General features: G+C 61.9%; 24 protein-coding genes. 16 read left to right on the top strand and 8 right to left on the bottom strand.

The window, feature by feature from the left end; all coding sequences use genetic code 11:
• Positions 1-18: 18 nt before the first annotated feature.
• Positions 19-2,523, top strand: coding sequence for a DEAD/DEAH box helicase (locus tag ACFT1A_RS03180; protein WP_378445809.1), 2,505 nt, complete (start codon positions 19-21; stop codon positions 2,521-2,523).
• A gap of 52 nt (positions 2,524-2,575) precedes the next feature.
• Here ACFT1A_RS03180 and ACFT1A_RS03175 read toward each other — a convergent pair whose 3' ends face one another.
• The gene (locus ACFT1A_RS03175; protein ID WP_317553060.1) at positions 2,576-2,983 is read right to left on the bottom strand and encodes a DUF5997 family protein; all 408 of its coding nucleotides are present in this window, start codon (positions 2,981-2,983) and stop codon (positions 2,576-2,578) included.
• A 56-nt stretch (positions 2,984-3,039) separates the two neighbouring features.
• Between ACFT1A_RS03175 and ACFT1A_RS03170 the strand changes: the two genes are divergently transcribed.
• The 7 genes from ACFT1A_RS03170 (at position 3,040) to ACFT1A_RS03140 (ending at position 10,947) form a co-directional block, all read left to right on the top strand.
• Positions 3,040-3,888, top strand: coding sequence for a LysR substrate-binding domain-containing protein (locus ACFT1A_RS03170; protein ID WP_378445808.1), 849 nt, complete (start codon positions 3,040-3,042; stop codon positions 3,886-3,888).
• A gap of 120 nt (positions 3,889-4,008) precedes the next feature.
• Complete coding sequence (locus ACFT1A_RS03165) at positions 4,009-4,317, top strand: type VII secretion target (RefSeq protein ID WP_378445807.1); 309 nt, start codon at positions 4,009-4,011, stop codon at positions 4,315-4,317.
• The gene (locus ACFT1A_RS03160) at positions 4,314-6,665 is read left to right on the top strand and encodes a hypothetical protein (protein ID WP_378445806.1); all 2,352 of its coding nucleotides are present in this window, start codon (positions 4,314-4,316) and stop codon (positions 6,663-6,665) included. The genes ACFT1A_RS03165 and ACFT1A_RS03160 overlap by 4 nt, the downstream gene beginning before the upstream one ends.
• Complete coding sequence (locus ACFT1A_RS03155) at positions 6,655-7,482, top strand: hypothetical protein (RefSeq protein ID WP_378445805.1); 828 nt, start codon at positions 6,655-6,657, stop codon at positions 7,480-7,482. Before ACFT1A_RS03160 ends, ACFT1A_RS03155 begins: the two co-directional genes overlap by 11 nt.
• Before the next feature lie 77 nt (positions 7,483-7,559).
• Positions 7,560-8,945 carry an FAD-binding oxidoreductase gene (locus ACFT1A_RS03150; RefSeq protein ID WP_378445804.1) on the top strand — a complete coding sequence of 462 codons (1,386 nt, stop codon included), beginning with the start codon at positions 7,560-7,562 and terminating at the stop codon, positions 8,943-8,945.
• A gap of 273 nt (positions 8,946-9,218) precedes the next feature.
• Positions 9,219-9,878: a response regulator transcription factor gene (locus ACFT1A_RS03145; RefSeq protein ID WP_378445803.1), complete on the top strand. Its 660-nt coding sequence runs from the start codon at positions 9,219-9,221 to the stop codon at positions 9,876-9,878.
• 181 nt (positions 9,879-10,059) lie between these two features.
• Positions 10,060-10,947 (top strand): ScbA/BarX family gamma-butyrolactone biosynthesis protein, encoded by an 888-nt coding sequence (locus ACFT1A_RS03140; RefSeq protein WP_378445802.1) that lies wholly within the window; start codon positions 10,060-10,062, stop codon positions 10,945-10,947.
• 38 nt (positions 10,948-10,985) lie between these two features.
• Here ACFT1A_RS03140 and ACFT1A_RS03135 read toward each other — a convergent pair whose 3' ends face one another.
• The gene (locus ACFT1A_RS03135) at positions 10,986-11,630 is read right to left on the bottom strand and encodes a ScbR family autoregulator-binding transcription factor (RefSeq protein WP_378446112.1); all 645 of its coding nucleotides are present in this window, start codon (positions 11,628-11,630) and stop codon (positions 10,986-10,988) included.
• Positions 11,631-11,716: 86 nt separating this feature from the next.
• On the opposite strand from ACFT1A_RS03135, the gene ACFT1A_RS03130 reads away from it, so the two are divergent.
• Positions 11,717-12,559 (top strand): NAD-dependent epimerase/dehydratase family protein, encoded by an 843-nt coding sequence (locus ACFT1A_RS03130; protein ID WP_378445801.1) that lies wholly within the window; start codon positions 11,717-11,719, stop codon positions 12,557-12,559.
• 49 nt (positions 12,560-12,608) lie between these two features.
• On the opposite strand, the gene ACFT1A_RS03125 is transcribed toward ACFT1A_RS03130, so the two are convergent.
• Positions 12,609-13,568, bottom strand: coding sequence for a hydrogen peroxide-inducible genes activator (locus ACFT1A_RS03125; RefSeq protein ID WP_378445800.1), 960 nt, complete (start codon positions 13,566-13,568; stop codon positions 12,609-12,611).
• A gap of 228 nt (positions 13,569-13,796) precedes the next feature.
• Here ACFT1A_RS03125 and ACFT1A_RS03120 point away from each other — a divergent pair, with 228 nt between their 5' ends.
• From ACFT1A_RS03120 to ACFT1A_RS03110, 3 genes are all read left to right on the top strand, one after another.
• The gene (locus ACFT1A_RS03120) at positions 13,797-14,384 is read left to right on the top strand and encodes a peroxiredoxin (protein ID WP_003942119.1); all 588 of its coding nucleotides are present in this window, start codon (positions 13,797-13,799) and stop codon (positions 14,382-14,384) included.
• Between the two features lie 2 nt (positions 14,385-14,386).
• Positions 14,387-14,926: a carboxymuconolactone decarboxylase family protein gene (locus ACFT1A_RS03115; protein WP_003942122.1), complete on the top strand. Its 540-nt coding sequence runs from the start codon at positions 14,387-14,389 to the stop codon at positions 14,924-14,926.
• 79 nt (positions 14,927-15,005) lie between these two features.
• Complete coding sequence (locus tag ACFT1A_RS03110) at positions 15,006-15,686, top strand: PhzF family phenazine biosynthesis protein (RefSeq protein WP_378445799.1); 681 nt, start codon at positions 15,006-15,008, stop codon at positions 15,684-15,686.
• On the opposite strand, the gene ACFT1A_RS03105 is transcribed toward ACFT1A_RS03110, so the two are convergent.
• Positions 15,672-16,370: a hypothetical protein gene (locus tag ACFT1A_RS03105; RefSeq protein ID WP_378445798.1), complete on the bottom strand. Its 699-nt coding sequence runs from the start codon at positions 16,368-16,370 to the stop codon at positions 15,672-15,674. The two genes, ACFT1A_RS03110 and ACFT1A_RS03105, sit on opposite strands and share 15 nt — an antisense overlap.
• 17 nt (positions 16,371-16,387) lie before the next feature.
• Here ACFT1A_RS03105 and ACFT1A_RS03100 point away from each other — a divergent pair, with 17 nt between their 5' ends.
• Positions 16,388-16,654: a hypothetical protein gene (locus ACFT1A_RS03100; protein ID WP_378445797.1), complete on the top strand. Its 267-nt coding sequence runs from the start codon at positions 16,388-16,390 to the stop codon at positions 16,652-16,654.
• A gap of 2 nt (positions 16,655-16,656) precedes the next feature.
• On the opposite strand, the gene ACFT1A_RS03095 is transcribed toward ACFT1A_RS03100, so the two are convergent.
• Positions 16,657-17,880: an aspartate aminotransferase family protein gene (locus tag ACFT1A_RS03095; protein WP_058039339.1), complete on the bottom strand. Its 1,224-nt coding sequence runs from the start codon at positions 17,878-17,880 to the stop codon at positions 16,657-16,659.
• A 132-nt stretch (positions 17,881-18,012) separates the two neighbouring features.
• Between ACFT1A_RS03095 and ACFT1A_RS03090 the strand changes: the two genes are divergently transcribed.
• Positions 18,013-18,330: a DUF2322 family protein gene (locus ACFT1A_RS03090; protein WP_378445796.1), complete on the top strand. Its 318-nt coding sequence runs from the start codon at positions 18,013-18,015 to the stop codon at positions 18,328-18,330.
• On the opposite strand, the gene ACFT1A_RS03085 is transcribed toward ACFT1A_RS03090, so the two are convergent.
• Positions 18,301-18,930 carry a Pr6Pr family membrane protein gene (locus ACFT1A_RS03085; RefSeq protein WP_378445795.1) on the bottom strand — a complete coding sequence of 210 codons (630 nt, stop codon included), beginning with the start codon at positions 18,928-18,930 and terminating at the stop codon, positions 18,301-18,303. The two genes, ACFT1A_RS03090 and ACFT1A_RS03085, sit on opposite strands and share 30 nt — an antisense overlap.
• Positions 18,931-19,031: 101 nt before the next feature.
• Here ACFT1A_RS03085 and hrpA point away from each other — a divergent pair, with 101 nt between their 5' ends.
• Positions 19,032-22,937, top strand: a complete 3,906-nt coding sequence (hrpA, locus tag ACFT1A_RS03080; RefSeq protein ID WP_378445794.1) for an ATP-dependent RNA helicase HrpA — start codon at positions 19,032-19,034, stop codon at positions 22,935-22,937.
• 294 nt (positions 22,938-23,231) lie between these two features.
• On the opposite strand, the gene nrdR is transcribed toward hrpA, so the two are convergent.
• The gene (gene nrdR / locus ACFT1A_RS03075; protein WP_283303956.1) at positions 23,232-23,729 is read right to left on the bottom strand and encodes a transcriptional regulator NrdR; all 498 of its coding nucleotides are present in this window, start codon (positions 23,727-23,729) and stop codon (positions 23,232-23,234) included.
• A 195-nt stretch (positions 23,730-23,924) separates the two neighbouring features.
• Positions 23,925-24,623 carry a LysM peptidoglycan-binding domain-containing protein gene (locus ACFT1A_RS03070; RefSeq protein ID WP_378445793.1) on the bottom strand — a complete coding sequence of 233 codons (699 nt, stop codon included), beginning with the start codon at positions 24,621-24,623 and terminating at the stop codon, positions 23,925-23,927.
• Positions 24,624-24,912: 289 nt separating this feature from the next.
• Here ACFT1A_RS03070 and lexA point away from each other — a divergent pair, with 289 nt between their 5' ends.
• Positions 24,913-25,641: a transcriptional repressor LexA gene (gene lexA, locus ACFT1A_RS03065; protein WP_230817157.1), complete on the top strand. Its 729-nt coding sequence runs from the start codon at positions 24,913-24,915 to the stop codon at positions 25,639-25,641.
• The last annotated feature ends 113 nt before the right edge of the window (positions 25,642-25,754 follow it).

Genomic DNA, 25,754 nt, shown 5'->3' with positions numbered 1-25,754 from the left:
TGCGGCTAGCCTGTACGAGTGCTGCTGACGGAACTTCTCCCCGACAACGCGGATCCTGATTCCGTTTTCGACGCTTTCTCCTCGTGGACCCTCGAACGAGGTCTGACGCTCTATCCTGCCCAGGAAGAGGCCGTCATGGAGTTGGTCTCGGGTGCAAACGTGATCCTTGCGACGCCGACCGGGTCCGGCAAGTCGATGGTGGCGATCGGCGCGCATTTCTACGCGATGTCGCTCGGCAAGCGCACGTACTACACAGCGCCGATCAAGGCGCTGGTGAGTGAAAAGTTCTTTGCGCTCTGTGAGGTCTTCGGTGCCGAGAACGTCGGCATGATGACCGGCGACGCTGCCGTGAACTCGTCGGCGCCGATCATTTGTGCGACGGCCGAGATCGTCGCGAATCTTGCACTGCGCGAGGGCCCGAACTCCGATATCGGCCAGGTCGTGATGGACGAGTTCCACTTCTACTCCGAACCCGATCGCGGTTGGGCGTGGCAGGTTCCGCTCATCGAGTTGCCGCACGCGCAGTTCCTGTTGATGTCGGCAACTCTCGGCGAGGTCGACTTCTTCTCCGAGGATCTGACGCGCCGTACCGGCAAGCCCACCACGGTCGTCTCCGGTACGGAACGCCCCGTGCCCCTGATGTTCTCGTACGCGACCACACCGGTCGGCGAAACCATCGAAGATCTGGTCACCACCAACCAGTCCCCCGTCTACATCGTGCATTTCACGCAGGCCGCCGCGCTCGAACGCGCCCAGGCACTGACGAGCGTCAACTTCTGTTCCAAGGAAGAGAAGGAAGCGATCGCCGAGGCGCTGGGTGGTTTCCGCTTCACCACCGGGTTCGGAAAGACTCTCTCCCGCCTGGTCCGGCACGGCATCGGCGTTCACCATGCCGGCATGTTGCCCAAGTATCGGCGGCTCATCGAAGTCCTCGCGCAGGACGGACTGCTCAAGGTCATCTGCGGTACCGACACCCTCGGCGTCGGCATCAACGTCCCGATCCGCACGGTCCTGCTCACCGGTCTGGCCAAATACGACGGCGTCCGCACCCGCCATCTGAAAGCCCGCGAATTCCATCAGATCGCCGGCCGTGCGGGTCGTGCGGGCTACGACACCATGGGCACAGTCGTCGTCCAGGCACCCGAACACGAGGTGGAGAATCTGCGGGCCGTCGCCAAGGCCGGCGACGATCCGAAGAAGATCAAGAAGATTCAACGCAAGAAGGCTCCCGAGGGGTTTGTGTCCTGGAGCGAGGCGACGTTCGACCGTTTGGTCGCCGCATCGCCCGAGCCGTTGGTGTCGCGATTCTCGGTCAGCAACTCGATGCTGCTCAATGTCATTGCCCGACCGGGCAACTGCTTCGAGGCGATGCGACATCTGTTGGAGGACAACCACGAATCGCGTCCGGCGCAACGCAAGCACATCCTCAAAGCGATCTCGCTGTATCGCGGATTGCTCAGCGCCGGCATCGTGGAACGCCTCGACGAACCCGACGAGTACGGCCGGATGGCTCGGTTGACCATGGACTTGCAGCGCGACTTCGCGCTCAACCAGCCGCTCTCACCATTCGCCTTGGCGGCATTCGAGCTTCTCGACGTCGAATCCGACAGTTACGCACTCGATGTCGTCTCGATCATCGAATCGACGCTCGACGATCCGCGTCAGGTTCTGATGGCGCAGCAGCATTTCGCCCGCGGTGAAGCGGTGGCACAGATGAAGGCCGACGGCATCGAGTACGAGGAGCGGATGGAACTCCTCGAAGAGGTGACCTGGCCGAAACCCTTGTCGGACTTGCTGTTCCCGGCTTTCGAGATGTACCGCGGAGGCCATCCGTGGATCACGGAATTCGCGCTCTCCCCCAAGTCGGTGGTTCGCGACATGGTCGAGCGCGCAATGACGTTCGCGGAATTGATCAGCCACTACGGGCTCACCCGTTCCGAAGGCCTGGTCCTGCGCTACCTCGCCGACGCTTACCGCGCGCTTCGGCAGACGGTCCCGACGGAAGCTCGCACCGAGGAACTCGAAGACATCATCGAGTGGTTGGGTGAGCTGATCCGTCAGGTCGACTCGAGCCTCCTCGACGAGTGGGAGTCACTGACCGATCCCGGGGCCGAGGCGGACGACGTCCAGGTCGCGTTCGGAGCCGACATCCCGCGGCCGATCTCGGCGAATGCTCGCGCATTCCGCGTCATGGTGCGCAATGCGATGTTCCGACGCATCGACCTCGCGTCGCGTCGGCAGTGGAACGAGCTCGAAAACCTCGAAGACGGTATCGACGCCGCCGAGTGGGAAGAGCAACTACTTCCGTACTTCGAGGAGTACGCAACGATCGGAACCGGGCCGTCAGCGCGCGGGCCGGCGCTCTTCCAGGTCACTGAAGAAGGCGAGTTCTGGCGGGTGCGGCAGGTGCTCGAGGATCCGGAGGGTGATCACGGCTGGGCGCTGCTCGCCGTTGTCGACATCCCGGAATCGGATGCTGCGGGCGAAATTGTGTTCGACGAGCTCAGCGTCGTAGAAGGCTAGCGCCTGTGCGCCTTTCTGGTAGTCGGCGCTACCAAAAAGGCGCACAGGGGCGTCAGCCCCTCTTTGCTTTTCGCGGCTGGTTACGACGAGCTGCGTGCTTTTCCTTGATCCGAACGTTCTCGGCCCGCACGTCGGCCTGAACAGCGCGTTCCTTCTCGAGCCACTCGGGCTTCTCTTCGAGGAGAGCGGCGATCTGATCCGTGGTGAGTGCTTCTTCGACGCCACCGCGAGCGAGGCCGGCGATCGAAATGCCCAGCTTGGCGGCGATGACCGGGCGCGGGTGCGGTCCGGTGCGTCGCAGCTCCAGCAGCCACTCCGGCGGATCGGTCTGCAGAGCGGTCAGCTCGTCACGAGTCACGTCGCCTTCCTGGAACTGCGCAGGTGTTGCTTCCAGGTACACACCCAGCTTCTTGGCAGCCGTCGTCGGCTTCATCGTCTGGGGAGTTTTGTTCGACGTCATGCAACAAGAGTAACCAGCCGATACGGGTGCTTTTACCAAGGCGGTAGCCTTGCCTGGTGACAGACGCGGATAGTCAGGCAATTTTTCGACTCGCGTACGCCCCGGGGGTGACGCCCACCAAGTGGGTCCGGGTGTGGCACGAGCGACTCCCCGAGGTGCGTCTGGAGCTTGTTCAGTTCCCCGTTCTCGAACTCGAAGCGGCGCTTCGCGCAGGTGAAGCAGATGCAGGTTTGGTTCGCTTGCCGATCGACCGGACCGGTATCAGCGCGATCTCCCTGTACGCGGAAACCCCAGTGGTGGTGGTACCGAAAGATCACGTATTCACCGCTGTCGAACAAATCTCCGTCGACGACTTGGCAGACGAAATAGTGCTCGATCCGCTCGACGACAGACTCGACTGGCCGACACGTCCAGGCAGGGCCGCCGCCGAAAGACCCGCGAGTATCGCCGATGCCATCGAGTTGGTAGCCGCGGGCGTCGGCGTTGTCGTTGTTCCCCATTCGCTGGCGCGGTTCCACCATCGCAAGGACCTGACATTCCGTCCGGTGGACGGTGCACCCGAAGCTCCTGTGGCTTTGGCATGGTTGGAGTCCAAGACCACAGATCTGGTGGAGGAACTGATCGGCATCGTGCGTGGGCGCACGGCACAGAGTTCCCGCGGCCGGAACGGTGAGCCGGCCGAAAAGATCAAGGGCTCTGTCAAAGCAAAGATCGCGGCCCGCGAGCGTCGCGCAGAAGCTGCGAAGAACGGTCAGAAAGCAAAGGGCGCCGGCACCGCAAAGAACATTTCCGGCCGCAACGCCGGTTCCGGCAAAGCCAAGGCCGGTGGCAAATCGGGTAGCGGCAAGACCGGCGGGACCAAGAGTTCGGGTGGCCGGTTCTCCGGAAAGCAGAAGGGCCGTTAGGGCTTTCACAGAACCCCCTCGACCGCGAGGACGATGACGCACCCCTCGAAGTCGGGTCATCTGGCATGCTCTATCCTCGATTCACTGTGATCTCGCAGATGAATTCGGGGGGATTCGTTCATGGGTATGGATACTTTTTCAGCTGATCCAGCCGAATTGGCAAGTGCTGCGGAGGGGCTGACGGCACCTGCCGAGGAACTCGGTGGATTCTCGGCTTCGGAGGCCGCTACCGCCGCCTCGGCCGGAGCCGCCGGGTCGGCGTTCGCTGCAGCCATAGCCGACAACGTCGTCACCGTCGACGAACTCGGCCGCGCAATCGGAGCGGGGATCACTGCTACCCGCACGAAACTGGAAAACTCCGCACGAGAGTTCGCCCGGGTCGACATCGCCAACGGCGCACGGATCGAGGATTCGGGAGACGTGCGATGACACTGTCGATCTCGCAGATCCGATCCTGGAATCTGGACGCCCTCGACAACTATGCCGGCTCCCTGGGCCGCGGACATGACGTATTCGACAGCAACGTCGACATCGCGCACCGAATCATGGACACCGCAACGAGCGATTGGAGCGGCAGCGCGGCGACCGCAGCGTGGGATTCGGCAACGCAGCAGCATGCCTTCGGGCGAGACGCCGTCGCGATAGTCGGGGACGCCGGGCGCTGTGTCGCAGCGCAATCGGCAAACCTCCGGTACGCCCGCGAAACACTGGTCAGCCGCGTCGACGACGCGAGCGCCGACGGTTTCACCGTCTCTGACGACGGTTCCGTCACCGCGACGCCCGCAACTCTGGCGAGCACGGATCCGCGCGAAGTAGAAGCCCGCCTCGAATATCACTCGTGGCGCATCGGCACGGCACTCACGGACGTCGACGAGACCGACGCGAGCGCCGCCAGAATCCTCACGGAGATCACCGCCGCAGGCACCTCGCTCATCGACCGCAAGGCCGATTTCGGGATCCCCGATGCAGCGTCGACCACTCCTTCACATCACGTTCGGTTCGATGGTCAGGGAGCCCACGACTCCGACATTCTCGCGCAGTCCCCCGGCGCAACACCCGAGAGCGAGGCGGCCAAGCAACGGTTGATCGCCGCGACGACTTTCACTCCGGAACAACAAGCGCAACTTGCTGCCGGCGGGCCCGTGGTCGTCGACCCGGAACAACTCGCCTACCTACGTGAGTTCTATGCCGATACCGACCTCGACGAGCTGAAGAATATCGGTGCAGGAGCCGAAGGATTCCGCACGGTCAACTTCCCCGATGCGAATGTCCCCGCCGACGCGCGAATCCCCAGCGCCCTCGCCTCGGGCATGTTCACCGTCTCCAATCCCAACGTCACCGACGGCAACGGCAACATGGGCAGCCTCGACAACCTTCCGCCAGATGTCCGCAAAATCTTCAGCGACCCCGCGTACAGCTCGCAACTCCAACCGGGCGGGTACTCCACCACCGTGAACGTCAACCATTTCGACGATTCGAATGCCCTCACGGACATACTTCGAAATGCAGACCCGGCGACACAATCCGGCAGCGCTTTGAGTTCTGCACTGCTCGATCGCAGCGCAGATCTCGCCCCTCTCCAATCGCAAACTTCATCGAGCGCCCCGATGCGATTGGTCTTCGACGACGACGACCAGCCCGTCAGCAACGATGAGCTCGACTCCAGCCTCACCAAAGCCCTCGACGTTGCCACTCGGGACATACCTTCGAACGCCGACTTCCTCACCACCCCCGCTCATCAGGACGACGTGGTGAATCTGTTCACCCGCGAATGGAACGATGACGGACGAGCCGTCAGCGGCCTCACCGATTGGATCGGACCCGACGCCACCAACTCCAACCCAGCTGTTGCCGAACGGGCCGGCGCCTCTGCCCTTGCACTCGCCCACAATCTCGCCGACAACAAAGGTGCCTACCTCGACATCGCCGGCCTGGACAACAGATCCGTCGGAGAAGTGAATCCCGCGTTGACGCAATCCATCGGTTCCGCGGTGACCCCGTACATCGGGAATCTCGTCGGATTGGAACCCGATCAAACCGGTACCCTCGGTTTCGAAAATCTCGATGCCTACGACGACAGATTCGCCAATGCAAAATCGGTGATCGCGATCATCGACAGCGACCCCCACGCAGCCGCAAGTTTCAATGCGAACATGCTCGGAGCCGCGGGCCAACTCCAAGGGACCTTCGTCGAAACCAGCATGAGCGGAGACATCGCCGCGGGTTCTTCGCAATATGCAATATATGCGGGACGCGTGCAGGCACTGATGGACGGTGCTCTCGAGGAAGAAGCCCTCAACCGAACCGGTGACGCTGCGGCGGCGCAACAGGACATCATCAGCAGACGTGGGAAAACATACGACGAACTCGGTTGGCTGATTTCCGGCGGTGCCGCCATGATCCCAGGCTTCGGACCACCCACCAGCGTTGCAGTCAGCATGCTGGGAGTCGAACTCAAAGATCACGTCCTGGGCTCCCCGGTCGAAGTTCCTCCGGCACAACTCAACTTCGCAGACCAGAGTTCGGCTTCGACGACCCTTCTCGATTACCGATTGGTTCAGGCACTCGACAACGCCTACGGGACTTCGGATTTCCGCGCCCTGAACGAATATCGTGTCGATGGTGATCCGAGCCGGCCACTCAGTCCATTGGACCCGGGATCCACGAGCACCAGCACAAGACTCGACGGTGCTTTACAAGACTATTTGAGATACCGCGGATTCAATCGCGACACCTTCATGACCAATTTGAGGGACGGACTAGACGATGTCGGATAAGTTGCTCATCAATGCACGGCGCCAAAACAGCTACCGTGCAACGGTTCTCGCATTGACATTCATCCTCGGACTCGGCATCGCAGGTTGCTCGCCGTCGGAAAGTGGCGAAACACTCACAGCCGCAACCACACCAGCAACACCAAGTGTCTACACGCTGCCGAGCTACATGACCGACTACCGCAACCAATGGATCGCAGATCCCGGCACCGATCTCTTCAGTGAAGAAGGCACCGTCGTCCGAGCATTCGTAGAATCCGACAACATAGTCAACAGCAGCGGCGATACAGCACAGGCTTACCCCGGTTTCGCGCGAGCTACCGAAGACACCCGCGGAACGGTCTCGAGCGATCGCCGCTACGTGAGCGCTCCAGACGTACCACCCCGCACCTACCGAGGTACAAGTTTCAACCGAATACTGAGTATTCAAACAATCACCGCTGGGTATCCGGGCGATTCCACTGTCGTCGCCTACGTCTGTGCCGACGCCTACGACACCGACTTCGACGGCCGACAACCGGATTGGTTCCGACCAATGAGTGCCAGCTACGAGATACGGATGCACAACACGGCGCCCACTCCGACAGATGCCGCCTACCCCCGGTTCGAAGGACCGCGCGATGCCCCCGCAAGCGACATCTTCGGCGGCTGGGTCTTTGACCAATTCACCAGCTCCACCAGCAACCGCGAACACAAGGACGAGTGCTACGACTGGTTCGAGTCCCGTCACGACCAACGATATTCCAGATTGAGCACCGACTTCACCCCACCCCTCGTCCTCCCCAACTACCCCGGCTGGCCGGAAGGTGCGGCCCGGTAGGGGCCAGGGCAACGGAGCCGCGCCCAAATCTGACCAAGTCAGGACCTCAGCGGCGCTGCGGGACGCATGATGGAGTGATGACGGTTGAAAATTCCCACGCCATGGACGAACTTGTAGCAGCGCTCCCCGAGGGAGCCGTCCTGCTGGATCCGGACGTGACCGCGGGCTACCGCCAGGACTGGGCCGCCGACCCGGCCGCGGGCCACCCCGCTGCCGTGGTTCGCGCAACGTGCACCGAAGACATCCAAACCGTGATGCGATGGGCAACCGCCCACCGCGTTCCGGTGGTTCCCAGAGGTGCAGGCTCAGGCCTGTCCGGTGGATCCAGCGCCGTCGACGGTTGCATCGTGGTCAGCACCGAGCGAATGCGAAAGATCACGATCGACCCGGTCGCCCGGGTGGCGGTTACTCAGCCCGGCTTGATGAACGCCGAGGTCAAGAAAGCCGCCGCAGAGCACGGACTCTGGTACCCACCCGACCCGTCGTCCTTCGAAATCTGTTCCATCGGGGGCAATGCCGCTACCAACGCCGGCGGGCTCTGCTGCGTCAAGTACGGAGTTACCACCGACTACGTTCTCGGACTTCGGGTCGTCCTGGCAGACGGGACAGCGGTCAGCCTCGGTGGCCCACTTCTCAAAGACGTTGCCGGACTCTCACTCACCAAACTGTTCGTGGGCAGTGAGGGCACTCTCGGCATCATCACGGAAATCACGTTGCGTCTGATTCCGGCACAACCGCCCGCATCGACCGTCGTGGCCTCGTTCGACTCGGTGCAGGAAGCTGCCGACGCGGTCTTGGCGATCACCAGCAACATGCGTCCGGCGATGCTCGAGTTCATGGATCATGCCAGCATCAATGCCGTCGAGGATTCGGTGCGCATGGGTCTGAACCGCAAGGCTCACGCATTGCTGCTCGCGCAGTCCGACGCACCCGGCGCGGCAGGCGTGCTGGAAATCGAGACCATCGTTCAGGCATGCGAAAACAACGGAGCCACTGAGGTATTCGCGACCGACGACCAGGCCGAAGGTGACGCGTTTGCAGCGGCTCGGCGAGCTGTGTTCCCCGCAGTGCTCGCGATGGGGAGTCTGCTTCTCGAAGACGTGGGCGTTCCCATGCGCGCACTCCCCCAGTTGGTGACCGGCGTCGAAGCCATCGCCGACGACCTCGACGTCCTGATCTGCACGGTCGCGCATGCCGGGGACGGAAACACACACCCGCTCATCGTGTTCGACCCCGCTGACCCGGATATGACGGAACGCGCACAGATCGCTTTCGGACGGGTGATGGATCTCGCCATTGCCCTCGGTGGCACGATCACCGGCGAACACGGGGTCGGCCGGCTCAAGCGCGACTGGCTGCCGTCCCAGTTGGGTGAAGACGTCATGGCCCTCAATCGCAAGGTCAAGGATGCGCTCGACCCGCTGGGAATACTCAATCCCGGAGCAGTGATCGTCGCAAAGTAACAACTCCTCGATTCCAACTTCGGGGACGCCGCGGAATCAATTCGCCGCGACTCAGAAGCCCTGTGGTGCAACGACTCATGGAATCCGCCCAAGGCCCAGGCCGGTACTCCGTCGAACGCGCGAGTTTCTCTGGGCGGACGGGCACGTCCGATATCGCTGTTACCGGCGTCGCGCAGGGGTAGCCCGCCGACGAAACCACGCTGAAACCAACGGTTTTGGTTGCGCCGTGACGAGAGCGGAGCGGACTGGACTTCCACCGGTGGTGTAGTCGCTATGACGCACACCAGCACAGTCACCGTGTACACCACTCATAGCGATCGAAGGTTCGCCGAAGCAATCGCTGCCGGAATCAGCGCGAGGGCTGATTCCGGGACACCGACCGCAGATATGAGTCTGCTAGAGCACCACACCAGCGATCACGGTAGAGCGCTTGTTCTCCTACCATTCGGGGGCGTCGATTGGCAGGTGAAGGAGCTCTCCGCACTCGAGGGATCGATCCTGGTCGGCGATCTCAGTGGCGGCCACTCCATGGTTCGGGGGCTCGCGGCGGGCGCCCACACCGCGCTCAACTCTCAACTACCGTTCTCATCGCTGCTCGATGAGCTACAGGCCGCTCTCGACCCCAATTCCACTCAGCTTGCACACGACAAGTCCTCTCTCGTACAACGCATCCGGTTGCGCACCGAAGAAACCGCACGAATCGGCAGTCTCACGGATCGCGAGTTCGAAATCGCGGGCCTCCTCCACGGCGGTTCGAATGTCGACTCGATTGCCCGAACCGCCCACATTGCCCCGACCACGGTTCGCGCCCACATCCGAAGCATCTTGCAGAAGCTGGGGGTGCACTCCCAGATAGAGGCCTGCGGGATGCTCCACCGCTCCGGCCACGACGCACGCAGACAACCACTGGAACTTCGGATCGGACGCTTCTAGCAGGAAGTGCCCCAGCCACTCATCGGGACGGGCACTCATTGAGACGGACGCTCACCCCGATCGAGTTCGACCTTCGCAAAGATCGTCAATTTTGACGATTCGACGACGTCCCCGGACGTCGAACATTAGGTCCACCACGACACCGAAGTCTCGAGTGAACATCGAAAGGTGCATTCAATCAATGGAATACACACGCACAGTGCCGCGCCATCTCGTCCACAGACATGCTGTTGCCGAGGTTTTCTTGACGGACTATCAGCTCGAATCGAACTCGGGGTACCAGGTTGCTGTGCAGCTCCCGATCTCGCACCGGATATTCGACGCATCGAGTGAGAAACACGATCCGCTCGGGGTGGCAGAAGCATTTCGACAGGCAGTGGTGCTTCTCTGCCACACCCGATACGACATTCCACTGCACTACAAGTTCCTCATGGAAACATTCCGCTTCGAGATGTTGGATGCACTCGACGTGCAACCGGTAGCGGAGCCGTTGAGTTTCTCGATGACAGTGGACAACCTCACCCACCGCGACGGAGCGGTCTCGGGCGTCGATGTATCCGGAATCCTCCGGGAAGGCGCTCGGCATGTCGCCAAGTGCAACGCTGTCGCGCGAGGAGTCAGCCCCGAGGGATACCGCCGAATTCGGCGGGGACGCGAAGATCACCGCCAAAGCCAACGCATCCTTCCCACCGGAACCGCGGTGGTCGGATCGGACCGAGTCGGACGCTTAACCGATGCAGATGTGCTCATCAGCACTGATCCTGCTCGGCACACGATGTTCTGCGCGCCAGATCCGCGCAACCACTCCCTTTTCGACCACCCCGTCGACCACATCCCAGGAATGATCCTTTTCGAGGCCGCTCGGCAAGCCGTGCGATTCCACATCGGCAACCCAGCAACAAGTATCGCCTCACTCTCGGCGGTCTTTCCAAGGTTCACCGAATGGGAAACGCCGTGCGAGGTGTCAACGACCCCCCTTGACACCTCAGGCCATGTGCACCGCGTTCGGTTCACTCAAGAACAGGAAACCACCGCGGAACTTGAACTTACAGTTGCGGACCGATTGTGAGAAAGGGTGACCACGTTCTTCTCGTCGCGTCGTCCACGTCACACGCTCGGAGCTTCCCACTCTCGCGGTGCAAGCGACGCCAGTTGCATGACATGCGCCAACTTGTCCTCGCGGACGATAGTTGGCAACACCAAGTTCCACATCTGACTCAACCGCTCGTACAGGTCGGTTCGGCCCGTCAGCATTTCCGAGAGAATCTGCACTCCGGTGAACGATCCCACGACAAACCGAGCCAACGCGTCGATGTCGGTGCCCGGTACGATATCGCCGGCTTCGGCCGCTTGGGTTGCCACCTGCTTGATAGCCTCGATCCAGTCGAGGTACGGCTGTTCGATGGGACCTTGAATACTGCCGATCTCCATCGTCAAACGCATGCCACCTCGCGCGATGGGCTCGGTCACAAGCTGCCGAGCCATCTCCTGCGAGACGAGCACCAGGGTTTCGACCGCGATGTCGGAATGCGCAGCAACCCGCCGGGTACCCTCCATCGCCATACCGTGCTGGGCAGCGATGACCGCGTGCGCAAGCTCCTCCTTCGACGCGAAATGAAAATACATCGCACCTTTGGACACACCCCCATGCTGCAAGATCGTGCCCAGACTGGCGGAGTACCCGAACTTCTCGAAGCTCTTAGCAGCACCCAAAATGACGGCCTGGCGCGTGAGGACCGCACGCTCCTGCATGATCAACCCAGCTCTCGTTGCCAACGGAATGTGTCTCAACGATACGTCGAAAGGCCCGGCAGCAACGCTCTCGACACGGACACACCGTGACGACTTTGGTACTCGGGGCCGCGGGTTTCATCGGCTCGGCGGTGATGAACCAGCTAATTTCCCGGGACGGGAACGCTGCAATCGGTTTCGTTCGCACGGAGAACGCAGCCGAACAACTCAGCCGCTACGGTATTGCCACCGCGATCGGCGACATCAACGACAGCGCTTCTCTACGAGGTGCAATGAGTCAGGCGTCTACCGTCATCTGTTGCGTGTCGTACGTGGGCGACGACGAACAACAGTGCGTTCACGTCAACCAACACGGCATACGGAACGTTGCGTCGGTCGCCGCCGCCGTCGGCGTCGAACGGTTGCTCTACGTCAGCACCGCGGCCGTGTACGGGCCAGGCCCCTTTCGAGACTTGCCGGTCGACGGCGCACCTCTCAAACCACACTCACCTGCCAGTCGCACGCGCGCTCTCGCCGAGAAGTTCGTGCGCGACGCCGGAGGCCTGGTCATCCGGCCCCACCTCGTGTACGGAACCGGTGACAGATGGTTTCTGCCCACCCTGACGCGAATTGTCTCTCGACTCGACTCGATCATCGACGACGGTAATGCGGTCCTGTCAGTAGTCGACGTAGACCTACTCGCGCGATCTATCCACGCACTGTCGACAGAACAGCAATTTCGCTACGGCTCAACACTTCACGTCAACGAACCTGCCCCACGGACAGTCATCGACGTTCTCGAGCATCATGCGCGGGAGACCAACTGGACTCTGCCTCAGAACTCTATCCCCCGCGCCGACGCAGTGAACGTAGCTGCCCAGCTGGGTCTCGACATGCACCAGATAGACATGATCAGCCTCGATCACTGGTTCCGGTCGAGACTGTATTGATCCTTCGGCGTCTCCGGAGCCCAACCTGGAAAATATCGATCCGAATGGATCAAACAGAATCTGCCCCGGCGACAATCGCGGTGCGATCGAGGCACTTCTTACCCGGCGCAACAGATTTCACCAGCTCAGCCAGCTGGCGGAATCCTTCTGCTCGACCACTCGAAGAGCGGAACACGACGCCGATCGTGCGACCTGGAGCCGGCGACGCGAAGCGCGCCGTCGACAAATCCCCGCGTCGAACCTCCACTGCAACAGCAGATTCCGGGACCAAAGTCACCCCGAGTCCCCCGGCCACACACTGCACGACCGTTGCAAGGGAGGTCGCCCGCGTGTCACCGGCAAGAGGATGAGCGTCCACGGAACGGCACAGATCCAACGTCTGATCACGCAGGCAGTGGCCGTCGTCGAGCAAGAGCAACGGCAGCGCGTCGAGCACGTCCGCCGTGAGATCGACGCGTCCGGCCAAAGAATGATCGTTCGGCACGACCATCACAAAATCCTCTTCGTACACAGGAACTTCCACCAGGCCGGGTGTTCCGGCGGGTAACGCCAACACAGCGACATCGAGCGCTCCCGATCGCAGTGCATCAAGCAAGCGCGCCGTTTGATCCTCGACTATTTGCGGCGCCAACGACGGCAACTTCTCGCGTAGCTCGGGCAGCAACCCCGGAAGGATGTAGGGCGCAACGGTGGGGATCAGCCCGATGCGTAGCGGTCCGGTCAGAGAGTCGCCGGAGCCGGCGGCGCTCGCGACAAATCCATCGGCAGCTTCGAGAATCTGCTTGGCCTGACCGAGTAGGCGCTGGCCGTCCGCGGTCACGAGCACGCGTCGGGTACTGCGCTCGATCAGTTTGACTCCCAACCCCGCCTCGAGAGCCGCCAGCGCCTGCGACAGTGTGGGTTGGCTCACACCGGAACGTGCTGCGGCAGTGCCGAAGTGCCGATACTCCGCCACCGACACAAAGGCACGCAGCTGTGACAAGGAAGGTTGATAAGTCTGATCAGACATGCCTATCAGTGTAGTGCCACCCATCACCTTTACCTTTTGAACGGTTTGATGCAGAATGGACTCATACCAAAAAGCGCCGGTCACAACCTCGACAGTTCAGTCGAAACCGTCCGACCCGCTGACGGTGACAAACCCTCTCGATCCAGCACGTTCGGCCGTCACAATCCGAACAGCCAGATCGTGTGCGAAGAAATTCCTGTTCACGAGACACGTAGGAGAATGAGACACATGGCTCTGCTCACAATCGGCGACCAGTTCCCCGCTTACAACCTCACGGCTGTCATCGGCGGCGACCTGTCCAAGGTCGATGCCCAGCAGCCCGATGACTACTTCACCACCGTCACCAGTGACGACTACGCAGGCAAGTGGCGCATCGTCTTCTTCTGGCCCAAGGACTTCACCTTCGTGTGCCCCACCGAGATTGCTGCATTCGGCAAGCTCAACGAAGAGTTCGCAGACCGTGACGCTCAGGTCCTCGGCGCTTCCGTCGACAACGAGTTCGTGCACTTCCAGTGGCGCGCACAGCACGAGGAGCTCAAGACCCTCCCCTTCCCGATGCTCTCGGACCTCAAGCGCGAGCTTGCCGAGGCCACCGGCGTCCTCAACGCTGACGGCGTTGCAGACCGCGCGACGTTCATCGTCGACCCCAACAACGAGATCCAGTTCGTCTCCGTCACAGCCGGTTCCGTCGGCCGTAACGTCGACGAGGTTCTCCGCGTCCTCGACGCTCTCCAGAGCGACGAGCTGTGCGCATGCAACTGGAAGAAGGGCGACCCGACCATCAACGCCGGCGAGCTCCTGACTGCGAGCGTCTGAGTATGAGCGTCGAGAACCTCAAGAACTCGCTTCCCGAGTACGCGAAGGACCTCAAGCTCAACCTGAGTTCCATTGCGCGCACGACGGTCCTGAACGAGCAGCAGTTGTGGGGAACACTCCTCGCAACGGCCGCAGCCACCAAGTCTGCGTCCACGCTCAAGGAGATTGCATCCGAGGCTGCCGACAACCTGTCGGCAGAGGCGTACAACGCCGCTCTCGGCGCAGCGTCGATCATGGGCATGAACAACGTCTTCTACCGCACCAAGGGCTACCTCGACGGTAAGTACGACGATCTTCGTGCCGGCCTGCGGATGAACATCATCGGCAACCCGGGCGTCGACAAGGCCGACTTCGAATTGTGGTCGCTTGCAGTGTCCGCGATCAACGGCTGCAACCACTGCCTCGAAGCTCACGAGAACACCCTCCGCCAGGAAGGTGTCGACCGCGAGGTCATCTTCGAAGCAATCCGCGCCGGTTCCATCGTCGCGGGCGTCGCACAGGCTGTCGAAGCCAACGAAATCCTCTCTGCCGCACAGGTCTGATCCTCGTACTTGACTGCAGTTCGACGAGCCCTCCCCACCATGACGGTGGGGAGGGCTTTTCGCGCGCTAGGGTGGACCGATGGGTATCGAGGTGAGTGTGGTCCGGGTCTTCACAGACGAAAACGGCAAGCACGGCAATCCGCTGGGAATCGTCGACGCATCCACGGTTGCAGAATCGGATCGACAAGCCGTTGCGAAGGAACTCGACTACAGCGAGACCATCTTCATCGACGTCCCGGAAGACGGCGTCTCGCGTGCCCGGGCTCAGATCTTCACTCCGGCAGCAGAACTCCCCTTCGCCGGGCACCCCACCGTCGGGGCGACGTGGTGGCTGAGCGAGCAGGGCCGCCGCGTGACCTCCCTCGACGTTCCAGCCGGCAGGGTCGACGTCCGCCAATCCGGCGCTCTCACGTGGGTACGCGCCCGTGCCGAATGGGCACCGGAATTCGCGATCTACCCGATGGACACGGTCGACGAGGTCATCGGCGCCGATCCGTCCGACTACGAGGCGGATCATTCGTATCTGTGGGCCTGGCAGGACAAGCTCGAAGCTGCGATCCGCGCACGTATGTTCGCACCCGTGATGGGAATCGCCGAGGACGAGGCAACCGGATCGGCAGCTTTGCGCATCACGGACCGACTGAGGAAATCGCTCCTCATCACCCAGGGACGCGGATCGGTACTGCACACCACGTTCTCCCCGGAAGGGTGGCTCGAAGTCGGCGGACGTGTGGTTGCCGAGCCGTCACGAACCTTGTGAGTACCCGGCCGGATTACGTCCGGCTTCGAGATCGCCTGCGCTGAGCGACACCGAGATCTCGTCGCCGAGGGCAACTCCGGGTGCAAGCGGCAGTTGATCGCCGCTCCAGAACTTGCCCGGATCGAACCAGTTGATACGACGATTACCGACAAGCAGACCCATCGACTCATAGGTTTTGGCAACAACTTCGGCGCAGTAGGCGCTTTCGACGGCCACCGCGGAGACGTCGGACTTCTTGCGCAGCTTCGGGATCCGGCCTCCGAACCAGCGTGAGGCGAGCTTGGCCGTGGACGGGAACGGCGCGCCGTCCAGTCGCGCGATCGTCTTGAGCAGAGCGTCTTCCTGCTCACGGGTGATCTCGTGGTCGAGCTGGCGCAACCATCCGCGCTGACCGTACTTGGCGCCCCACACCTGAACCGCCGATCTCAGATCGTGCAGTTGGACACCACGCTGGAAGCGTCCGGTCCACATGTCCTGCAGCGAGTGACCGAGTTCCGCATGCCACATCAGCGGTGGGAGGTCGTCGATCACCACCGACATTCCCACGTGATTGACCGGGCTGTTGGTCAGCGTCTGGATGGCTCGATCGGCCGTCGACTCTCCGCGGAAGATCCAGATGTCACCCGTGCGGGTCGCGGCGGCGGCCTCGTCGAGACTCACCTGCGAAAGCAATCGTCGGTCCATGCCTCTAGCGTAGAGGGATGAAACTCACGACTCCTCTGCGCGCCTCGCACGTATGGAAACTGGTCGGCCTCGCCGGTGCCATGGGCATTGCCGCCACCGGGGTCCTCGTTGCGCGCGGCGAACGCCAGCGTCGGGCCTACTCTCCGGACGAGATTCGCTCGGTGCTACACGAGCGCTACACCCAGGCGTACGCCAAGCAGTCGGAGCAAGAGGTTCTGGAACTGGAACCTGCGCCCAACGCAGTGCGGCGCCGAATCGAGAAACTCTTTCGGCGCCGCAGCTGACATCAGCCGAGGGCTGCGAGGATCCCCGCGGCCATCTCCGCGACCTGATCGTCGGTCATCACGAACGTCGGCGAAATCTGCATCGCACCCTGACCCGCAGCGCGACCCGAAATACCATGCTCGCGAAGCGTCTTCACGAACGGCAACGCCTCCGCCGGATCAGCCAACTGCACAGCCGCGACCGCACCGAGCCCACTACGAACCTCCGCCACCCGCGGATGCTCGGCCAGCGGCTGCAGATGCGTATGCAACGACGCCTCCAAACGCTTCGACTCCGCGAGCAGATTCTCACGCTCGAGAATGTCGAGGTTCGCCATCGCCGCCGCAGCAGCACCGGCATGCCCGCCGTAGGTGTACCCATGGCGCCACCACGAACCGGCATAGAACGGCTCCGCCACCCGCGGCGCGATGAACACCGCACCCATCGGCACGTAACCCGACGTCAAACCCTTTGCCGTGGTCATCATGTCGGGCTGCAAATCGAAACGGGTGGACGCGAACCACTCACCACCGATCCGGCCGAAACCGGTCACGACCTCGTCCACGACAAAGAGGATGTCGTGCTCACGGCAGATGTCACGCACCTCGGCCAGATACCCCTCCGGCGGAAGATACACCCCACCCGCACCGATGATCGGCTCCGCGAAGAACGCCGCGATCTTGTTCGCACCGATCTTCTCGATCAACTCGAGCAGGCTCTTCGCATCGTCCCAGCCGACGGTCGCCGCATCCGCCATCAGCTCGCCGTAACCCTCACGGTTCACCGGAATACCAGCCAAAGCCGTTCCCGCAACATGCATTCCGTGGTACGCCTTCTGGCGTCCGACAATGATCGTCTTCTCCGGCTGCCCCACCTCGTGCCAGTACCGGCGAGCCAGCTTCGCCGCAGTGTCCACCGAATCCGAACCACCCGAGGTGAAGAAGATCTTGCTCCCGGCAACCGGCGCGATGGCCGCCAGACGCTCGGCCAACACCTGCGTGGTCTCGGGAACAAAATCACCGAAGTTGGAGAAATGAGCGATCTTCGACAACTGAGCCGCCACCGCATCCGCGATCTCGGTGCGCCCGTGCCCGACATTGGTGAACCACAGGCCCGCCGTCGCATCCAGATACCGAGTGCCCTCGCGGTCCCAGATGTACGCGCCCTCACCGCGTGAGACGACAAACGCGCCGTTCTTCTCCACAGCGCCCATGTCCGCGAACCCGTGCCACAATGCCGAAGCCATCATTGTCCCCTTCGAATACAAACGATGCTGGTGTGCAAACGATGTGCTGCGACTATATCGACACCGGAAATCCGCGCACGACGGCGCTCGCCCGGCACCGGCTTTCACGGGCGCACCCGTAATCTGTCGACCATGACTTTTGCCGACAATCTTGCAGCACTGCCCGCCATCGATCATCTGGCCGCCATCGAGGTACTCGACGCCGACGGAAACGTCATCGACACCGTGGAGAACAAGCCCGGAAAGTCCGGCTCGGTCAAGGTGTACAACCATCTCGCCGCGGTCTACGGCGCACTGACACCCGAAGCCGCGACAGCAGGACTGACGATCTTCGCCGAACACACCGAGGACGCGCGGGCGAACCCGGGCAAGCACCCCAACATCGACCGACTCGATCAGGTGATCTCCACCGGAAACGGGCTAGGGCTGCGGAGCGTTCCGGCCCCGTAGCCCGGCGCCCAACCGTCCGACGGCATTGACTGCCAACGCCATCAGGGCCATCGCGATGGCCAGCACGACAAACCCGATGAACAGGGCCAGATAGCCCTGGTGGCGCGGATCCATGAACGGGTAGGGATACCAGTCGACGATCGAGCCTCGGATCAACGTGTACACGCCGTACACGACCGGGAACAGCAACCACTGCAGTGAACGTGCTTCGGAGATCCTGTGCCTCGAGGCGAAGAACACCCAGTCGAGCAGCATGACCAGCGGAAGAATCCGATGCAGTGCCGAGTTGATCCAGGCATCGTTCAAATTGACGTCGATATCCGCCAGGAGGACGGCGTAGATGATGCCGGTGATCACCATGTACAGCGTCACCGCCCCTCGGATCGACTGCCACGCCTGCGATTGTGGATCTCGAATTGCACCGACCAGCAACACGATCACCGCAAGAATGTTGCTCTCGATGGTGAAGTAGCTCAGATAGTTCGACAGAGAGAGATCAGCCGCGTCGCGGATCGGGATCCACAGCAACGCGGCGAGTCCGAACACCGCGAACAACAGTCTCAGGACTCGCACGGCGATCGGCGTCGACAAGACAGGCACCGATGACTCATTTGCGGTATTTGTCGTCACTGGTCGATATTTGCACATCAGCACGATCTGCGAGCGGTAGTTGTCAATGCGTTCGATAGGCTGTCATCAGCATGTCTACAACACCACCGGCCCCGCTCTCCCCCAAGCGGAGTGACCTGAAGAGCGCACTGGCGCAGGTCTCACTCCGCGACGAGAGTCGACTCCGTCGCAAACTCGACCGTGCCCGCACACCCGACGCTCTGGTGGCGCTGGCCGAAGAAATAGACTCCGCACGCACTCGATTGACGAACCGCGCCGCGAACGTCCCCGCGATCTCGTACCCCGAAGCACTGCCCGTCAGTCAGCGCAAAGACGATATCGCCACCGCGATCTCGGAGAATCAAGTTGTCATCGTCGCCGGCGAGACCGGCTCCGGTAAGACAACTCAGATCCCCAAGATCTGTCTCGAACTCGGACGCGGCATTCGCGGCCTGATCGGACACACGCAGCCTCGCCGGTTGGCCGCACGCACCGTGGCCGAACGTATCGCCGAAGAACTCGACACCGAACTGGGCGACGCCGTCGGATACACGGTGCGATTCACCGACCAGGTGTCGGACCGCACCTACGTCAAGCTCATGACCGACGGCATTCTCCTCGCCGAGATTCAGCGCGACCGCATGCTCCGACGCTACGACACGCTGATCATCGACGAAGCGCACGAACGCAGCCTCAACATCGACTTCATCCTCGGTTACCTGGCGCAGCTGCTCCCCCGCCGACCCGATCTCAAAGTCATCATCACGTCGGCGACCATCGATCCCGAACGCTTCGCCAAGCACTTCGCCGTCGACGGTAAGCCTGCGCCGATCGTCGAGGTCTCCGGGCGAACCTTCCCCGTCGAGATGCGTTACCGGCCACTGACCGTCGAATCCGGCGACATCACCTTCGACCGCGATCCCGTCGACGCGGTCTGTGAGGCTGTCGACGAACTGAGCTCGGAGGGCGAAGGCGACATCTTGGTCTTCCTCTCCGGCGAACGCGAAATTCGCGACACCGCAGACGCTTTGCGTGACCGGCGTCTTCGCAACACCGAAATCGTCCCGCTGTACGCGCGGTTGTCAGCTGCCGAGCAACACAAGGTGTTCTCACCGCACACCGGCCGACGCGTCGTCCTTGCCACCAACGTGGCAGAGACCTCACTGACCGTGCCCGGCATTCGCTACGTCGTCGATCCGGGAACCGCGCGCATCTCTCGATATTCGGTGCGCACCAAGGTTCAACGATTGCCGATCGAGCCCATTTCGCAGGCGTCAGCTCGTCAGCGTTCCGGACGTTGCGGCCGCGTCGCCGAAGGAATTTGCATCCGCCTCTACTCCGAGGAGGACTTCGAGTCACGGCCGGCGTTCACCGAGCCGGAGATCCTGCGGACCAATCTCGCATCGGTCATCTTGCAGATGACGGCCCTCGGTCTGGGCGACATCGCTGCCTTCCCCTTCGTCGAGCCGCCGGACCAGCGCGCCGTCAAGGACGGAATCGGACTCCTCGAAGAACTCGGCGCCATTGCGCGAGGTTCCGAGGCCAGCCACCCCGAACTGACGCCGGTCGGCCGCGAATTGGCCCAGATTCCGGTAGATCCGCGAATGGCACGAATGCTGGTGGAAGCCAAGAACAACGGGTGCCTTCACGAAACCCTTGTCATCGTCGCGGCGTTGTCCATCCAGGACGTTCGCGAGCGGCCCGCCGAGTTCCAGCAGGCCGCTGACGAAAAGCACGCCCGCTTCAACGTCGAGAACTCCGACTTCCTGGCCTACCTGAAATTGTGGGACTACTTACGTGAACAGCGTAACGATTTGTCCTCCAACCAGTTTCGCAAGATGTGCCGGAACGAGTTCCTGCACTGGCTCCGTATCCGCGAATGGCAGGATCTGCACGGGCAGCTCCGGCAGATCACCCGCGGTCTCGGCTGGACCGTGGGCGACACCCCCGCAAGCGAGAACGCAATCCATCAGTCACTGCTCGCCGGATTGCTCTCGCACATCGGGTTGCGCGAAGGCGAGAAGCGGGACTATCTCGGCGCCAGGGGCAGCCACTTCGCGATCTTCCCCGGATCCGGATTGTTCAAGAAGCCACCACGCTGGGTCATGGCCGCCGAACTCGTGGAAACGTCGAGGCTGTGGGCGCGCATGTCCGCGCGTATCGAACCGGAATGGGCCGAAAAGCTCGCACCGCACCTGGTGAAACGCACCTATTCCGAACCGCACTGGTCCTCCAAGCGCGGCTCCGCGATGGCATACGAGCGGGTCACTCTCTACGGCGTTCCGCTGGTGACCGGCCGCGCAGTGACGTACTCGCGAATCGATCCCGAGGCCTCACGCGATCTCTTCATCCGCCATGCGCTCGTGCAGGGCGAGTGGCAGACGAACCACAAGTTCTTCCACGAGAACCGCGCACTCCTCGACAACGTCGAGGAGCTCGAGAACCGTGCGCGCCGCCGCGACATCCTCGTCGACGACGAGACTCTCTACGAGTTCTACGACGAACGCGTCGGCCAGGAAGCCGTATCCGCCAAGCATTTCGACCAGTGGTGGAAGTCCGAGCGGCGCAAGAATCCGAGTCTGCTGACCTTCACCCCGGAAACCGTGGTCAACTCCGACGCGGCTGCCGTACTGGGTGGGGAGTACCCGGACGCTTGGCGCCAGGGCGACATGCAGTTCCCGCTGACTTACCAATTCGAGCCGGGCAAGGACGACGACGGCGTCAGCGCACACATCCCGGTCGGCCTACTTGCGCAGCTTCAGCCGGTCGGCTTCGACTGGTTGGTCCCCGGTATGCGCGTCGATCTGGTTACTGCTCTGATCAAGACGCTGCCCAAGAACATTCGACGCGCCGTCGTGCCGGCACCCGACTACGCCGCCGCAGCGTTGGCAGCAGTCAAACCTCGATCCGAGCCGTTGATGACCGCAATGGCCCGCGAACTCTCGCATTTGGGCGGAATTCAGATCGACGCCAAGGACTTCGATCCGGCCGCGCTGCCCGATCACCTCAAGATGACGTTTGTCGTCGAGGACGAATCAGGCAAGGTCCTCGCGAAGGGCAAGGACCTGGCGCAGCTACGACGCACACTCGCACCGCGCGTGCAGAAGGAAGTAGCCAAGGCGGCCACCGGAACCGAACGAGCAGCCGCTGCCGTCTGGACGTCCGAGACACTCGGCGCATTGGAGCCGACCATCACTCGTTCCATCGGTGGACAGCAGGTGACGGGCTACCCAGCGCTGGTACCGGAAAACGGCGGAGTAGCCGTCCGTGTCCTGAGTACGCCGGCTGCGCAGGCGCAGGCGATGAGGGAGGGAACGCGAGCGCTCCTTCTGTCGGCCGTTCCCACCCAACTCAAGGCAGTGACCGCCGGCTTGTCGAACACTCAGCGTCTGGCGCTCGGCCAGAATCCAGACGGTGGCTTGGAGGCCCTCGTCGACGATTGCCGAGTGGCAGCTGCCAACGAAGTGATTGCGGCCCACGGTGGACCGGTACGCACACCTGAGGCGTTCGAAGCCCTGGTGAAGATCGCACGCTCCGAACTGGCCGGACGCGTCTCCGCGATCCTGCGCATGATTGTCCCGATCCTCGAACAAGCACACCAACTGAGCGTCGTCCTCGACCGCTCCCGCGGCGAGGCAGCCGACGACGTCCGAGAACAGTTGACCTCACTGCTGTTTCCGGGATTCGTCGCGGAATTGGGCTCAGCACGCCTACGCGATTTGCCGCGATATCTTGCCGCAGCAAAATTCCGACTCGAAGCTCTGCCTGCAAGCGCACAACGAGATCAGCAGGCGATGGATGTCCTCGACCGGGTGTACGCAGCGTACGACCGGTTGTTGGGATCGTTGCCCGAAGAGCGTCGCACTGCTCGAGATGTCGACGCGATCAGCTGGATGATCGAGGAACTGCGCGTGAGCCTGTTTGCGCAGTCCCTCGGTACACCCACACCGATTTCCGAAAAGCGAGTCCTGAAAGCTATCGAAGCGATCAAGCGATGATGCTCAGCGCGATCGGTGAGATTGCGCGATCAGTAGATTGTCTGAATGTTGACGTTGGTGAGGAAACCACCAAAGGTGGCAACAGTATTGGCGAACCCGAGGGTTACCAGGCTGTTCACGACTCCGAGGACTGCAACTAAGTTCATAACGCCTCCGTGAAGATCCGAGATGCGGACGAACGTACCCGGTAGACACTAAGCGAATAACATGCCCGATTTGTTCGTTTGTTCGCTTTGTGTTCTCAGCGTTACCTAATGCCGCTTTGTGCTCTCAGCGTTACCTAAGGCGAAGACCTCAATCGACGGAAACGGTCTCGGCACCGGGAGCCTTGTCGGCGGCACGGGTCTCGGCATGCTCGCGCATGTCCGTGATCTCACGTTCGAAATCCGCGGCAGAGCTGAAGGATTTGTACACCGATGCAAACCGTAGGTACGCAACCTCGTCGAGATTTCGAAGCGGATCGAGAATCGCGAGGCCTACCTCGTTACTGGGAATTTCGGCAGAACCAGAAGCACGCACGGCGTCCTCCACCTGCTGCGCCAGCAAATTCAGCGAATCGTTATCCACTTGGCGACCCTGGCATGCGCGCCGCACACCTTTGACAACCTTTTCCCGACTGAACGGCTCCGTCACGCCACTACGCTTCACGACCGAAAGCACTGCCGTCTCGACCGTGGTGAATCGACGTCCACACTCGGGGCACGAACGGCGCCGCCTGATCGCCTGGCCCTCGTCGGCCTCGCGCGAATCGACCACTCGGGAATCAGGGTGCCGGCAGAACGGGCAATGCATCGGGGTTCCTTCGTTGTCGCCGAAATGGCCGCAACTCAGATTCGCTACCGACTGCAAATCCTCCGACGATTTACAGAGCAGATCCACGTACTCAACGCGACCACCCGAGGTGGTGGGACTGTCAACTGGACAGCTTACTCGCTGTGAACGGACTGCTCTCACGCTCGGTACGCCCCCGCCTGCTTACGGGTACGGTCAGCGACCCGAGGCCGGCACGATCAGCGTCTGCCCCACGGCCAGTCCGGAACTCGACATCGCGTTGAGATCCATGATCTGCTCGATCACGGAGCCGACAGCCTGGCCAGGCGCAACCTTGGCAGCGATATCACTGAGGGATTCACCCGCAGCGACGCGAACCACATCGGTCGCTCCGTTTGTCGCAACAACATCACCACTGGACAAAGCGCCGATCCCGACCAGCGCCAAAACGGCCATCGCAGTGAACACCGCGCCCAGGAACATCGTCTTCCAACTGACGTCCTCGGCCTGCACTTCGTGTTCGACCCGCGAGACACCGACCCTGTTTCGGTGCGCAAAACTGCCTCCGTACGGGCGTGACGAATCATGCTCGCTGTCCCATCGGCGAGGAGATTCACGCAGCGAACGCGAACCTGACGTTCCGCCTGCGACGGGGAAACGACGAACAACGGCCACCTGCGGTTCGTCTTCGACATGCCTGGGCACACCCCGCATTTCGGCGGTGCCGCGCCTTTCGAAAGCCACGTCATCAGCATCGGGTCCGTAGAACGACGGGTGATACTTCAACGCCGACGTGCCGTCGAACCCGATCCCATCGTCGAAAACCCTGTTGCCTTTAACTGCTGCGTTACCCATCGTGACCTCCGCTGGTCGACACCGATCGATGTGTTCGATCATGCGTTCGATGGAACGCATGTTCGAATTTCTACCACGCTTGGCCGACAATGTCTCTACTTCGAACGACACGAATCGAACAGATGTTTGAAAACGCGAGCAAATCCGGCTAGATTCGTGTCAGACCACACAGCGGGAATTGCGAAAGCCTCCGTGTTTGTCGACAGCTCGAATGTTGGCAGGGGGCACCGACAAGTTCCGCGCGATATGCACCACACGATTTACGCCAGACGCTTTTTCAGACATGCCATTTCTTCAGACACGCACTTCTTCAGACACGCACTTTCTCTAGACACGGAGGCAACAGGCCATGAAGGACGATCGCTCCAGCAGTGCCGCGGAGGCAGGAGCTTCTGCAGTTCCGTCTCCGTCGAGCGAGACCCTCACCGAGCGCCAGCGGCGCGTTCTCGAAGTGATCCGCGATTCCGTGACCGAGCGCGGTTACCCGCCCAGCATTCGCGAGATCGGTGATGCAGTGGGGCTCACCTCCACCTCGTCGGTCGCACATCAGCTGCGGACGTTGGAACGCAAGGGCTTCCTTCGGCGCGATCCCAATCGGCCTCGCGCTGTCGATGTTCGGGGTCTCGACGAGGTTGCTGCCGATACCGCCATTGCGTCGGTGTCGAAGCATTCCGGCGAGTACAACAGCGCCGACCCGCTACCCGAGCCGGCGTTCGTCCCCATCCTGGGCCGCATCGCCGCCGGCGGACCGATCCTCGCCGAGGAAGCGGTGGAGGACGTGTTCCCACTCCCCCGCGAGCTCGTCGGCCAGGGTTCGCTTTTCATGCTCAAGGTCGTCGGCGAGTCGATGATCGATGCAGCGATCTGCGATGGCGACTGGGTTGTCGTCCGCCAGCAGAACGTCGCAGAGAACGGTGACATCGTGGCCGCCATGATCGACGGTGAAGCCACCGTCAAGACGTTCAAGCGCACGAAGAAGGAGGTGTGGCTGATGCCGCACAACGAACTCTTCGAACCGATTCCCGGCAACAACGCCGTCATCCTGGGCAAGGTTGTCACCGTCATGCGGAAGATCTGAGTTCGCTCGCACCACACGAACACAAGCACCACACGAACACAAGACTGTGGGCCCCGGCTGATGCCGGGGCTCACAGTCTTTTCGTCGATCAGCGCTTCACAGAGATCAGCGGT

The organism is Rhodococcus sp. NPDC057135, from assembly GCF_042670865.1.
Classification (GTDB): domain Bacteria; phylum Actinomycetota; class Actinomycetes; order Mycobacteriales; family Mycobacteriaceae; genus Rhodococcus_F.
This window is presented reverse-complemented; position numbering and strand designations above follow the sequence as displayed.

What these genes read in the sequence shown, in the direction of transcription:
- ACFT1A_RS03095 (WP_058039339.1), bottom strand. Translation starts at nt 17,880, where the DNA reads ATGGCTTCGGCATTGTGGCACGGGTTCGCGGACATGGGCGCTGTGGAG.
- ACFT1A_RS03145 (WP_378445803.1), top strand. Translation starts at nt 9,219, where the DNA reads ATGACGCACACCAGCACAGTCACCGTGTACACCACTCATAGCGATCGA.
- ACFT1A_RS03105 (WP_378445798.1), bottom strand. Translation starts at nt 16,370, where the DNA reads ATGGACCGACGATTGCTTTCGCAGGTGAGTCTCGACGAGGCCGCCGCC.
- ACFT1A_RS03160 (WP_378445806.1), top strand. Translation starts at nt 4,314, where the DNA reads ATGACACTGTCGATCTCGCAGATCCGATCCTGGAATCTGGACGCCCTC.
- ACFT1A_RS03100 (WP_378445797.1), top strand. Translation starts at nt 16,388, where the DNA reads ATGAAACTCACGACTCCTCTGCGCGCCTCGCACGTATGGAAACTGGTC.
- ACFT1A_RS03150 (WP_378445804.1), top strand. Translation starts at nt 7,560, where the DNA reads ATGACGGTTGAAAATTCCCACGCCATGGACGAACTTGTAGCAGCGCTC.
- ACFT1A_RS03155 (WP_378445805.1), top strand. Translation starts at nt 6,655, where the DNA reads ATGTCGGATAAGTTGCTCATCAATGCACGGCGCCAAAACAGCTACCGT.
- ACFT1A_RS03110 (WP_378445799.1), top strand. Translation starts at nt 15,006, where the DNA reads ATGGGTATCGAGGTGAGTGTGGTCCGGGTCTTCACAGACGAAAACGGC.
- ACFT1A_RS03115 (WP_003942122.1), top strand. Translation starts at nt 14,387, where the DNA reads ATGAGCGTCGAGAACCTCAAGAACTCGCTTCCCGAGTACGCGAAGGAC.
- ACFT1A_RS03125 (WP_378445800.1), bottom strand. Translation starts at nt 13,568, where the DNA reads ATGTCTGATCAGACTTATCAACCTTCCTTGTCACAGCTGCGTGCCTTT.
- lexA (WP_230817157.1), top strand. Translation starts at nt 24,913, where the DNA reads ATGAAGGACGATCGCTCCAGCAGTGCCGCGGAGGCAGGAGCTTCTGCA.
- ACFT1A_RS03070 (WP_378445793.1), bottom strand. Translation starts at nt 24,623, where the DNA reads ATGCGTTCCATCGAACGCATGATCGAACACATCGATCGGTGTCGACCA.
- ACFT1A_RS03175 (WP_317553060.1), bottom strand. Translation starts at nt 2,983, where the DNA reads ATGACGTCGAACAAAACTCCCCAGACGATGAAGCCGACGACGGCTGCC.
- nrdR (WP_283303956.1), bottom strand. Translation starts at nt 23,729, where the DNA reads ATGCATTGCCCGTTCTGCCGGCACCCTGATTCCCGAGTGGTCGATTCG.
- ACFT1A_RS03120 (WP_003942119.1), top strand. Translation starts at nt 13,797, where the DNA reads ATGGCTCTGCTCACAATCGGCGACCAGTTCCCCGCTTACAACCTCACG.
- ACFT1A_RS03140 (WP_378445802.1), top strand. Translation starts at nt 10,060, where the DNA reads ATGGAATACACACGCACAGTGCCGCGCCATCTCGTCCACAGACATGCT.
- ACFT1A_RS03135 (WP_378446112.1), bottom strand. Translation starts at nt 11,630, where the DNA reads ATGCAGGAGCGTGCGGTCCTCACGCGCCAGGCCGTCATTTTGGGTGCT.
- hrpA (WP_378445794.1), top strand. Translation starts at nt 19,032, where the DNA reads ATGTCTACAACACCACCGGCCCCGCTCTCCCCCAAGCGGAGTGACCTG.
- ACFT1A_RS03090 (WP_378445796.1), top strand. Translation starts at nt 18,013, where the DNA reads ATGACTTTTGCCGACAATCTTGCAGCACTGCCCGCCATCGATCATCTG.
- ACFT1A_RS03165 (WP_378445807.1), top strand. Translation starts at nt 4,009, where the DNA reads ATGGGTATGGATACTTTTTCAGCTGATCCAGCCGAATTGGCAAGTGCT.